Here is a 10,939-nt window from a genome sequence, read left to right as displayed (position 1 = left end):
CGCTCGATGCGTATCGGCCTGGCTGCCAACCGTCTCCATCACCACGATGCGCGCGCGGCGCTGTTCCGCTGGCTGCGTGCCAGCGAGGCAGGCCTGCGCGAACTGGGGGTGTCACTGCACGCGGTCGGGCGCACCCACGATGCGATCGAACGGCAGGGATTCCTGGCCGGCTACGGCGGCCTGCACCGGTATCCCTACGGGCGCGAGGGAGGCCTGATGAAGCTGGTGGCCGAAGTGGTCGGCATGGGGCCGGAGCGGACACTGGACGGTGCGATCTACCTGATCGACCCGGTCGATCCGTCCTCGGTGTTTCCGGAAGCAACCGCGCTCAAGCGGCAGTGCGTGATCCACGGCAAGCCGTTCATTTCAACCGTGGCCACTGCACGCGACTGGATCGAGGTGGAGCGCATCCACGCCGGGCTGGCTGCCGACACCGGTGCCGACGACCTGCATGCCTTCCAGGGGCAGACGCTGGCGCTGATCGCGCATGATGCGATGAAGCCGGCGATGCTGGCCTTCGCTGACGAGTACTTCGATGTGCTGGCCCGGTTTGGCCAACGCGTTGCGACGGGCACCACCGGGCAGCGCTTGAACGAGCTGGCCTGGAGCCGGGGTTGGCCCAGCGATACGCCGTGGGTGACGCGTTACCAGAGTGGCCCGATGGGCGGCGATGCACAGATTGCCGACCGCGTGCTGGAGGGGCGCTGCCAGCGCGCGATCTTCTTCGAGGACCCGCATGTGGCACGCCAGCACGAGGCCGATATCCAGCTGCTGGAGCGCGCGGTGACGACGGTGACCGACCAGGCGGTGTGCATCACGGCGCCGCGGGTGGCGGCACGCTGGGCGGCAGCGGCGGCGTTGCGGGCGGGGTGAGGGTTTCGGCCAACGGCTGAGCCCCTCGTGGTGGGTCGTTCAAATCAGAAGCCGTGCTCTGCCGGGCGGGGTGGATTGCGCAGGGGTCGCTGCAAGTACGTCCTTGTAAGCTCGGTCGCCGCATCCATGCGGCTCACGCCCCTGCGCAACCCACCCCGCCCGGCCACGGACAGTTTCCTGTGTGCCCATCACGGAAGAAAGAAGGAAGAGCAGGAGCGGGTCGCGCGCTGCGCGCGCTTTTGTAGAGCCGAGCCATGCTCGGCTGCTGTCGATCGCGAGGGCTGGATATCCGCGCCACGCGCGTCAGCCGAGCATCGGCTCAGCTCTACAGCAGCTGGCGAAGCATCGCCTTCAGCCTGCGCCCTTCCAGCTGGAAGTAGTCGCGCTGCTCGCGCCACGCGGGGAAACGTTGTTCGACTTCATGCCAGAACGCGGGCGAATGATTCGGCTGGATCAGGTGGCAGAGTTCATGCACCAGCACGTACTCGAACGCTTCCGGACGACCGAGCACCAGGGCCAGGTCCAGTGCCATGCTGCCGTCCGGCGCCAGCGAGCCCCACTGCGAAGACATCACCTTCAGCCGCAGGCGGCTGGGTGCACGTGGCAGGGTGGGCAGGTACTTCGGCAGCCAGCGGCCGACATCGGCGCGGGTCTGTGCTTCGTAGAACTCGCGCAGCAGGCGGCGCAGGGTGGCATCGCCGGCACGGGTCGGCCACTGCACGCAGGCGCCGTGTTCGTCGATCTCCAGCCGCGCATAGCGGCCTTCCTGCCAGCGCAGCGGCAACAGGTCGCCGCGCAGTGGCAGCACGCCGTCCTCGCCCGGCTGCAACGGGGCGGGCAGGCCCTGGCTCTGGTACTGGCGCAGCTGCAGCGCCAACCAGTCGCGGTGCTGTTCCAGGAATCGCTCGCCCATCACCAGGCTGGCCCGCGGCGGCAGCGTCAACCGTGCGCCGCGCTCGTCCACGCTCAGCTTGATCCGGCGCGCGCGCGGATCGCGCACGCGCAGCACCTCGATCTCGGCATCCTCCAGGCGCAGGCGAACGGTGTCGCGCTGCACGGTAGCGGGCGGGGTCGGGCTGATCAGGCGGCGCAGCAGACGGCTCATGCGCCCAGCATAGCGCTGCTTCGGGCCGCCGGATGACCGGCGGCCCACAGGGTGCCTGTTCAGTCAGCCTTGCTGAGCTTGAACGCTTCTTCCAGCAACAGGAACAGGCGGCGGATCTCGGCGCTCTGCAGGGCGAAGCGGGCGTCGAACTCGGCGCGGCGGCCGTCTTCGTCGGCATGCTCCAGCTGGTCCAGTGCGCCGTCGAGGAACTTCAGCTTGCGCACGATCAAGTCGTCGCCGATCACGAAGGACAGGTTGTCCTCGAAGATCAGCGCCAGCTTGGTCACCTGCTTGCCGGCGTCCAGATGCTTGTCGATCTCGTCGCAGCGCAGTTCCTGGTGCTGGCACTTGACCACGGCGCCGCCTTCCACCGGATCCTTCATCTCGCACTCTTCGCCCAGGCTCAGCCCGGTCGGCAGCGGCTCGCCGGCGATCCAGCCGGTCAGGATCGAACGCGGTGCGACTTCGGCGTTCAGCGGCATCGCCGGGAAGCTGCCGAGCAGGCCGCGGATGTCGGACATGAAGTACTCGCCGGTCTTGCGGCTGGAGGTATCCACCGCCACGTAGCCGTGCTGCAGGTCGATGAAGGCATCATTGCGCGAGGACTTCACGAAGGCGCGCGGCAGCAGTTCATGCAGCAGGTCGTCCTTCATCCGCTTGCGCTCGCGGCCACCCGGGCGGCGGCCTTCCTTCTCCTCGATCTCCTCCAGCTTGCGCTCGAGCAGGTCGTTGACCACCGCCGCCGGCAGGATCTTGTCCTCGCCGCCCACGGTCAGCCACAGGTGTTCGGCGATGCGGTGGGAGAGCAGTTCCTTCTCCTCGCGGCCGAACGGCGAGATGAAGCCGCGCGAATTCATTTCCAGCGCACCGACCGGCTTCAGCAGGGCGTGCGGCAGCAGGGTGTCGACTTCGGAAAAATCGGTGGTGGTCGGGAAACGGAAGAACGTCAGGTTGCGAAAGAACATGGAATTCCGGATGGCGAAGAGGAAGGGCGCCCGACCTTAAACGGTGGGCGTCTCGGGATCTGCGTCGGCGTCGGCCGGGGAGCCGGCCAGCCAGGCATGGGCGTCGGGCAGCGGCGCGTCGTCGCGACGGCCTAGCGCCATGAAGTCGAACAGGGTGGTGTCGGCCAGCTGCGAGGGCCGGACTTCACCCATGGCGCGCGCGATCTGCTCGATGCGGCCCGGGTGGTCCTTTTCCCATTGCTTCAGCATCAGGCCGACCTGGCGGCGCTGCAGGTTCTCCTGGCTGCCGCACAGGTTGCAGGGAATGATCGGGAACCGGCGTGCCTGCGCGTACTCGACGATGTCACTCTCGCGCACGTAGGCCAGCGGCCGGATCACCACGTGCCTGCCGTCGTCGCTGCGCAGCTTCGGCGGCATGCCCGACAGCTTGGCGTGGTGGAACAGGTTCATGAAGAACGTGGCCACCATGTCGTCGCGGTGGTGGCCCAGCGCGATCTTGGTGAAGCCGTGGATCTCGGCGTAGTTGTACAGCGCGCCACGACGCAGGCGCGAGCACAGCGAACACATGGTCTTGCCTTCCGGGATGACCCGGCTGACCACCGAATAGGTGTCCTGCTCGATGATGTGGTACGGCACGCCCAGGCCTGCCAGGTATTCCGGCAGCACGTGCTCGGGGAAGTCCGGCTGCTTCTGGTCCAGGTTCACCGCCACCAGCTCGAACGGCACTGGCGCCTTCTTCTGCAGCTGCAGCAGCACGTCCAGCAGGGTGTAGCTGTCCTTGCCGCCGGACAGGCACACCATGACCTTGTCGCCGGCCTCGATCATGCCGAAGTCGGCAATCGCCTCGCCGACCTGGCGGCGCAGGCGCTTGGCCAGCTTGTGCTGCTCGCGCTCGGCCACGCGCGGATCGCGGGCGGCGCGCGGTGGGGGATCGGGAAGGGAAATCACGGCACTCATGGGTTCCATTCTAACGGCTCGGAGCCGCCCCGGCCGGGGATCGGGATTCCCCTCTCCCGGCGGTCATCATCGCTGTGTATGCTCGGAGGCTGTGGACACCTACAGCCCCGCCGAGATCGTCGAGCGCCTCGTCGCCCTGCGCGCCGAGCACCGCCTGCTGGATGAACAGATCACCCGCATGGCCGCCAACGGCGAGGACGAGCTGGAGTCCAAGCGCCTGAAGCGGCGCAAGCTGCAGCTGAAGGACTGCATCGCCAGGCTGGAAAGCCTGCAGATTCCCGACGAGCCGGCCTAAAGACCGTCCTGGTGGGTGCCAACCTTGGTTGGCACGGCTGGGAGGTGTGGACCAAGGTCCACACCCACCGCAGGACCCGGCGCTGCCTTCAATCCTGCGGCGCAGGCTCGTCCGGGCGGGCCGCTTCCGGGCTGACCCGTTCGATGGTGTGGCGCAGCTCACGGCCCAGGATGAACTTGGCATCCTTGGCCCAGGCATCCAGGCGCTCGTCGAACAGCAGCTTGCTGTTCTCGTCCGGCCACACCAGGCGCAGTTCGCGCAGCTTCTGGATGAAGCCACGGAACAGGGACTTGTCGAAGAACTCCGGCGCGGCCGGCGCATAGAGCAGGCTCAGCCGCTGCGCGGCCTGCTGGCACAGGCTTTCCAGCTCGGCAGCGCCGAGCACGCCGGGGCCGTTCTTCACCAGCACCGAGATGGCAATGTAATAGCGCTCGAACGCCTGCTGCAGCGAATGGCCGATCGCGCGCAGGCGGAACACCTCGTCGGTCTGCCCGGTGTTGCGCGCCAGGATGCCGCCGTCGTCATCGTTGACGTTCTGCAGCAGGCCCTCGCGCACGAACACATCGATGGTCCGGTCGATGCGCTGGGCGAACTCGTCCTCGCTCCACGGCAGGAACAGCTCGGCCTGGAGGAACGGGTACACCGTACGGCCCAGCTGGACCAGGCCGGTGCGGCTCATGCGGCGGTTGTTCTGGAAGCAGCAGGCCACCCACGACGAGGCGGTGAACAGGTGCACCACGTTGTTGCGGAAGTAGCTCAGCAGCACTGCGGTGTCGCCGCTGACGCTGAGCACATCGCCCAGCGGGTGCTTGATGCGGGTGAGGACGTTGATTTCCTCGGCGTGGGCGATGATCCGCTCCGGCGAGTGCGGCGTCACCGTCACCCGGTCCGAGTACGGCATCTCGACCAGCAGGGTCTTGCACAGTTCGATCTGCGCGATCAGGTCGGCCTCGCCCATCGCGTGCTTCGGCGTGGACAGCAGGGCCAGCGCCAGCAGGTTGATCGGGTTGACGTCGGCGGCGCCATTGATGCGCACCTGGATGCGTTCGGCCAGCGTGTCCACCGTGGTCGACAGCCAGGCCGGCTTTTCGTCCTCGGACACCGCCTCGCCCTTCCACTCCGGCGCCTTCTCGGCCAGCACGTCGTTCAGCGCGATCGGCTCGCCGAAGTTCACCACCACCTGGCCATAGTTCTGCTTGAGCACCTTGGGGATGCCCCACAGCAGCGACCAGATCGATTCCTTTTCCTTCGGCCGGCCGGACAGTTCGTCCAGGTAGCTGCCGCCTTCCATCAGCTTCTCGTAGCCGATGTAGATCGGCTGGAACAGCACCGGCTTGCGCGGCTGGCGCAGGAACGCGCGCAGCGTCATCGAGATCATGCCGCCCTTGGGCTGCAGCAGCCGGCCGGTACGCGAGCGGCCGCCTTCGACGAAGTACTCCAGCGAGTAGCCGCCGGCCACCAGCTGCGCGACGTATTCGCTGAGCACCGCCGAGTACAGCGCGTTGCCACGGATCGAGCGGCGGATGAAGAATGCACCGCCCTTGCGCAGCAGGGTGCCGACCACCGGCAGGTTCAGGTTGATGCCGGCCACGATGTGCGGCGGCACGATGCCACGGTCGTACAGCAGGTAGGACAGCAGCAGGTAGTCCATGTGGCTGCGGTGGCTGGGCACGTAGACCACTTCGTGCCCCGGCGCGGCGGCCTTGAACTTGTCCAGGTGGTGCACCAGCACGCCCGCATAGATGCGGTTCCACACGTGGCTGAGCATGAAGCTGGCCGAGCGCACTACCGGGCTGGAATAGTCCGCAGCGATTTCCCAGGCGTAGGCGTGTGCCTTCTTCCAGGCATCGGCCGGCTTTGAGTTGTCGCGCTTGGCCTGTGCGGCGATCGCTTCGCGTACCGGCTCGGCGGCCAGCACCTGATCCACCAGCAGGCGCCGGGTCGACAGGTCGGGGCCGATCACCGATTCACGGATGCGTCGGAAGTGCGTACGCAGCACGCGCTGCAGCTTGCGCACCGTGCGCTCCGGCTCCAGGCCTTCATCCACGGTGTTGCGCAGGGAGATCGGCGGGGCGAAGCGGACGATGGTGCTGCGGCCGTTGAGCAGCACCGCCAGCAGGCGACGGAAGCGGCCGACCAGTGCCCAGTTTTCCGAGAACAGCACCGCGAACCAACCGCTCTGCTTGTCCGGGGCGCGGCCGACGAAGATCGACACCGGCACCAGGTGCACGTCCAGGTCATCGCGCACGCGGTGCGCCTGCAGGACCTTGGCCAGCGAGTCGGAGTGGGTCTTGGCGCCGCGCTGCTCGGGAATCAGCGAGTTGCTGGAGCTGCGCCGCGACAGCGCCAGGTAGGCGCGCTTGCGGCCGGTCGGGTCACCGGCCAGCGGCACCAGCGGCGACGGCAGGCCGGCCTGGCGGCAGGCCTTGTCCAGGATCAGCGCGTTGGACAGGCCGTAGTCTTCCAGCACGTACATGACCGGGCGGCCATCGTTGTACTGGCCCGGGTCTTCCGGTTCGATCTTCAGCGACAGCCACGGCTCGACCAGGCGGCCGAGCAGGCGAGCCCACAGCGGGCGGCGGCCGGCCGGACGCGCGTGCGCGGGCGGCGGTACCGGGTTCGGGCCGGTACCGGTCGAGGGGGACGCCGGCACCGTATCGGCGGGCGTCGACTGGGATTCTTCGCCGGGGAACGGCAGCGGGTTCTGTTTCGACATCGGCGCCATTATGGCTTAGGCGGCGGCGTTGCCGCTTCCCCACCTTCGGCGGGGGCTTCAGCGGCTGCCGGCGACGCAGCCGCGCGGGCCGCGTCGGCCTTGCGCAGCAGCGCGTCGGTGTCGGCCAGGGTACGGGTCAGGTACCAGTGGCCCTCGCGCCGGCTCAGTGGCAGCTGCAGGCTCATCTCGCGGCCGGCCAGGTCGTAGTGCAGGCGTACCAGCGCATTGTCGCCTTCCACCGAGAGCAGCTCGCCCCGTACGCTGCGAAGCGCGTCATCCACGCCCAGCCCGTAGCTGCCAAGCACCGCCTTGAGGGTGTGGATGAACGGCGCCAGCTGCTGCAGGCTGCCCTCCATGCCAGCCGCCTGCAGGCCAGCCTCGTCATCGAAGCCGACCTTGCCGGCCGCGCCGACCAGCGCGGCGATGGTGCTGCGTGCACGGGCGCGGTCACTGATCGGCGCGCCCTGCGCCCAGACAGCAAGGGTTTCGACCAGGGCGATGTAATGGGCCTGCTGGCCGGGCGTGTAGCCCTTCTGATGGCGCAGGTACTGCACCCCGAAATTGCCCATCGACTGCGCGGCCTGGCGCACGGCGCTGGCCTGGCCGGCCAGCTGGCGGTCGAAGCTGCGCTGCAGTTCGGTGCTGGCATCGGGCTTGCGCAGCGCGGCCAGCATCGGCAGCAGCTGGTCCCCCAGCGGCAGCTCGGTCAGCGGCCACTGGCTGTGTCCCTCCGCCCAGGCCTGCTGCAGCCGCTGATACTGGCCTGGCGGTACCGACAGCTTTGCGTAGCCGACCAGATCATCTTCGGCCAGGCGCAACGCCATCGCCTGCACCGCAGCCACCGGCTCGGCCGCCGGCCTGGCCGGATCGTTCACAGACTCGCGGCATGCCGCCACGGCCAGCAGCAGCATGGCCGCCAACCCCCATCCACGCGCAGACCTTCCTCGCACCGCCACGCTCATGCACTCGGACTCCCCGGACCGGCCCGCATCTTGCGGCCTGCGACGTGACAGCGGCAAGCCGTGCGGTCACGTTTCCAACCAAGGGGGTCAGATCCCTTCTGCCGGCAGGCAGAAGGGATCTGACCCCAGAACCACCAGCGGGATAAAAAAAGAGCCCGGATAACGGGGATCACAGGCTCTTCAAACCGGCACGGGGCCGGAGGACAGTGTTGTGGCACATGTCCGGTCCGAGGACCGGATGGCGGCGATCCTACGCTGCCCTTCAAGTTAAGGCAACACTTCACGTAATGCCATGTATGCATTTGATTTTATTGAATCAATCGTGCTGCCAGACGGATTCAATGAAATCTACGGCGTGTTTTTCGGCGATTCGGGCATAAATCCCCGGATAGCCGGCCAGCGCGCAGCCCTCGCCCCAGCTGACGATGCCGAACTGGGTCCAGCCCTCTCGCAGGCGCAGCAGCAGCGGCCCGCCGGAGTCCCCCTGGCAGCTGTCGATGCCCTCGCGGCCGGCGCAGATCACCTTGCCGCGCGACAGTTCCCCGCCGTAAGCCTGCTGGCATTCATCGAATGCCACGAACGGCACCTGCACGGTCTGCAGCTGGGTCGGGTAGACCCGGCCATCGCCGATGTCGGTGTCGCCCCAGCCGATCACGGTGAATTCGCGACCCGGCTTGAGATAACTGGCGTCGGGCCGCAGCCGCAGCGCCACCGGCTGTGCACCGTCCAGGGGGGCGTTGAGCTGGATCAGGGCCACGTCGTGCTCCAGCGAGTTGCCGCTGTTGAATGCCGGATGGACGTGGATCGCCTTGACGTTGGAGGCGCGGGGCGAGGCTTCGGTGGACAGGGCCGCCGCGTTGCCGACGATGGCGATGCCGCCCGGCGCTTCCCCCTGCATGCAGTGCGCGGCGGTCAGCACCCACGAGGGCGAGATGAGGGTGCCCCCGCAGAAGTGGCGGTCATGATCCGAATCGCCGTCGAAGATGCCCTGGATGCTGACCATGAACGGGTACTCCCCAGCCGGCGCTGCTTCACCGCCGATGATGCGCGGTGCTTCGCGCACCTGTGGCGCAGCGAAGGCGGGTACGGCGGACGCGGCCAACAACAGGCCGATGAACAAAGAGGTGCTGCGATACATATCCATGTACTCCTCTATCAATGGTTGGAACCGGCGCGGCCGCGGTCCGTGCCGGTGCATCGATTGGGGAGCAGGGATGAAGCCTGCAGCGCGAACGCGCGCACAGTTTCGGTGCAATGCGCTGCCTGCGACAGTCGCAGGCCAACAATTGCGAACGCCATCCCGCATGGATCGGAATGGCGTTCGTGGTGCCGGCGTGACCGGCGTCAGCGGTGGGCTCAGCGTGCAGCCAGAGCCGACGCGATTTCCTGCTGGATTGCCCGCGCAGCGGCCTGCGGATCAGCCGCCAGGCGGATCGGGCGTCCGACCACGATGGCGTCGGCGCCATCGGCGAAGGCCTGGGCCACGCCAACGGTGCGCTTCTGGTCATCGCCGACCGGACCACCGGGACGGATGCCCGGACAGACGATCGAGAACCCGCTACCGGTCGCGGCGCGGATCGGTGCAGCCTCCTGGCCCGAGGCGATCACGCCATCGACGCCCGCTGCCTGGGCGGCCAACGCGCGTTCGACCACCACGTCCACCGGCTCGCGGTCGACGCCCATCTGCGCCAGATCGGCGCGCCCCATCGAGGTCAGCACGGTCACCGCCAGCAGGCGCATGTCGCTGCTGTTGGCGGCCGCGCAGGCCTCCATCATCGCCGGGTGCCAGCCATGGATGGTGGCGTAGCTGACCGGCCACTGCGACAGGCGCTTGATCACCGCTGCAGCGGTCGCCGGGATGTCGAAGAACTTCAGGTCGACGAACACGCGCTTGTCGCGGCGGGCCAGCTCGTCCAGCACCTGGAAGTACTCGCCGGAGGCGAGCAGTTCCATGCCGATCTTGTAGAACGCCACGCTGTCACCAAGGCGATCGACCCAGTCCAGTGCCTGCACGCGATCAGGCACGTCCAGCGCGAAGATCAGGCGCTCATCGGCGCGCAACGGCAGCGGTGCGCGGCTCACGGGGCGTAGTCCAGGGCGGCGCGCTTGGCGTCGTGGCGGGCCTGGCGCGACTGGCTGTAGTCGTTGTTGAACTGCGCCGGCTCGAAGCCGCCGTAGGTCGGGTTCGGCAGCATCCACCAGCGCTCGCCGAACCAGTCGTGGTACTGCTGCAGCAGCGCGTCACGGCCGTCGTTGGTGTTGGCGGTCACTTCGACGAAGTCACCCAGCTGGTCGCCGAACTGCATCAGCACGCGGTACTTCTGCCCTGCCAGGCGGCGGCGGCAGTTCTTCTCGCTGCCGGCCTGCTCGCAGCCCGGCACCACCGTGCCCAGGCCAAGGAACACGCTGTCGTCGGCCACCGGCAGGCCCTGCTCGCGCAGGTTGGCCAGGGTCGCGTCCTTCAGGTGCACGGCGCGGTTGGAGATGTAGAGCAGGGTCACGCCCTTGGCATTGGCGGCCTTGGCGAAGTCGACCACGCCCGGGATCGCCTTGGCCTTCTTTTCGGCTACCCACTGGTCCCAGGTCAGTTCGTCGTATTCCTTGCCGTCGCGCACCAGGCGCGCCTGGTAGGGCGAGTTGTCCAGCACGGTCTCGTCCACGTCCAGCACCACGGCCGGCTTCAGGCCCTTGGCGTCGTTGCCGCGCTCTTCCGGCACCAGCGCATCCCAGTGGGCTTCCTTCAACGCCGCATCCAGGTGGTCGGCGGCGGCGCGGTAGGTCTGCTCGGTGATCGCCCTGTACTCCTGCGCGCGCTGCATCCACAGCACTGCGTTGAGGTTGTCGTTGGCGGTGGCATCGAGCGCGCCGTCGGCCTTGGCGGCGGCAGCGGGCGCCTGCGGGGCCGCGGCTTCGGCGGCGGGCGCCTCCACGCGCTTGCAGGCGGACAGGCCCCACGCCGCAGTGGCGAGCAGGATCAGGGACAGGGAAACGGGACGACGCATGGATTCACCGGCAATCAGATATACCGGCGCATTTTACCGGCAAAGCCGGCCCCGGGACGGCTAT

Annotated in this window: 10 protein-coding genes; 2 read left to right on the top strand and 8 right to left on the bottom strand. The window is 67.9% G+C overall.

What is annotated here, in order from left to right; all coding sequences use genetic code 11:
• Positions 1–6 precede the first annotated feature (6 nt).
• Positions 7–873 (top strand): methylglyoxal synthase, encoded by an 867-nt coding sequence (locus AC5QAB_RS16170; protein WP_032962387.1) that lies wholly within the window; start codon positions 7–9, stop codon positions 871–873.
• Between the two features lie 325 nt (positions 874–1,198).
• On the opposite strand, the gene AC5QAB_RS16165 is transcribed toward AC5QAB_RS16170, so the two are convergent.
• From AC5QAB_RS16165 to ttcA, 3 genes are read right to left on the bottom strand one after another with little or no spacing between them, the layout of a single operon-like run.
• Positions 1,199–1,978: a M48 family metallopeptidase gene (locus AC5QAB_RS16165; protein WP_032962385.1), complete on the bottom strand. Its 780-nt coding sequence runs from the start codon at positions 1,976–1,978 to the stop codon at positions 1,199–1,201.
• 59 nt (positions 1,979–2,037) lie between these two features.
• Complete coding sequence (locus tag AC5QAB_RS16160; protein ID WP_005411825.1) at positions 2,038–2,943, bottom strand: recombination-associated protein RdgC; 906 nt, start codon at positions 2,941–2,943, stop codon at positions 2,038–2,040.
• A gap of 36 nt (positions 2,944–2,979) precedes the next feature.
• Positions 2,980–3,900, bottom strand: coding sequence for a tRNA 2-thiocytidine(32) synthetase TtcA (gene ttcA, locus AC5QAB_RS16155; protein ID WP_197561592.1), 921 nt, complete (start codon positions 3,898–3,900; stop codon positions 2,980–2,982).
• Between the two features lie 91 nt (positions 3,901–3,991).
• Here ttcA and AC5QAB_RS16150 point away from each other — a divergent pair, with 91 nt between their 5' ends.
• Positions 3,992–4,195, top strand: coding sequence for a YdcH family protein (locus AC5QAB_RS16150; protein WP_032962381.1), 204 nt, complete (start codon positions 3,992–3,994; stop codon positions 4,193–4,195).
• A gap of 88 nt (positions 4,196–4,283) precedes the next feature.
• On the opposite strand, the gene plsB is transcribed toward AC5QAB_RS16150, so the two are convergent.
• The 5 genes from plsB to AC5QAB_RS16125 form a co-directional block, all read right to left on the bottom strand.
• Positions 4,284–6,920, bottom strand: coding sequence for a glycerol-3-phosphate 1-O-acyltransferase PlsB (plsB, locus tag AC5QAB_RS16145; protein WP_032962379.1), 2,637 nt, complete (start codon positions 6,918–6,920; stop codon positions 4,284–4,286).
• On the bottom strand, positions 6,920–7,873 hold the full coding sequence (locus tag AC5QAB_RS16140) for a hypothetical protein (RefSeq protein ID WP_014645453.1): 954 nt from the start codon (positions 7,871–7,873) through the stop codon (positions 6,920–6,922). The genes plsB and AC5QAB_RS16140 overlap by 1 nt, the downstream gene beginning before the upstream one ends.
• Positions 7,874–8,189: 316 nt before the next feature.
• Positions 8,190–9,017: a S1 family peptidase gene (locus AC5QAB_RS16135; protein ID WP_495233494.1), complete on the bottom strand. Its 828-nt coding sequence runs from the start codon at positions 9,015–9,017 to the stop codon at positions 8,190–8,192.
• A 212-nt stretch (positions 9,018–9,229) separates the two neighbouring features.
• Positions 9,230–9,955 carry an orotidine-5'-phosphate decarboxylase gene (pyrF, locus tag AC5QAB_RS16130; RefSeq protein ID WP_032962374.1) on the bottom strand — a complete coding sequence of 242 codons (726 nt, stop codon included), beginning with the start codon at positions 9,953–9,955 and terminating at the stop codon, positions 9,230–9,232.
• A complete protein-coding gene (locus tag AC5QAB_RS16125) occupies positions 9,952–10,875 on the bottom strand; it encodes a 5'-nucleotidase, lipoprotein e(P4) family (RefSeq protein ID WP_197561591.1) in 924 nt (307 codons plus the stop codon). Before AC5QAB_RS16125 ends, pyrF begins: the two co-directional genes overlap by 4 nt.
• Between the last annotated feature and the right edge of the window lie 64 nt (positions 10,876–10,939).

Source organism: Stenotrophomonas sp. YJH_SMC_127, assembly GCF_059372445.1.
The sequence above is the reverse complement of the archived record's forward strand: the minus strand, read 5'-3'. Positions and strand labels throughout refer to the sequence as shown.

Coding starts and splice junctions, on each gene's coding strand:
- AC5QAB_RS16170 (WP_032962387.1), top strand. CDS start 7: ATGCGTATCGGCCTGGCTGCCAACCGTCTCCATCACCACGATGCGCGC.
- AC5QAB_RS16165 (WP_032962385.1), bottom strand. CDS start 1,978: ATGAGCCGTCTGCTGCGCCGCCTGATCAGCCCGACCCCGCCCGCTACC.
- AC5QAB_RS16160 (WP_005411825.1), bottom strand. CDS start 2,943: ATGTTCTTTCGCAACCTGACGTTCTTCCGTTTCCCGACCACCACCGAT.
- ttcA (WP_197561592.1), bottom strand. CDS start 3,900: ATGAGTGCCGTGATTTCCCTTCCCGATCCCCCACCGCGCGCCGCCCGC.
- plsB (WP_032962379.1), bottom strand. CDS start 6,920: ATGGCGCCGATGTCGAAACAGAACCCGCTGCCGTTCCCCGGCGAAGAA.
- AC5QAB_RS16140 (WP_014645453.1), bottom strand. CDS start 7,873: ATGAGCGTGGCGGTGCGAGGAAGGTCTGCGCGTGGATGGGGGTTGGCG.
- AC5QAB_RS16135 (WP_495233494.1), bottom strand. CDS start 9,017: ATGGATATGTATCGCAGCACCTCTTTGTTCATCGGCCTGTTGTTGGCC.
- AC5QAB_RS16125 (WP_197561591.1), bottom strand. CDS start 10,875: ATGCGTCGTCCCGTTTCCCTGTCCCTGATCCTGCTCGCCACTGCGGCG.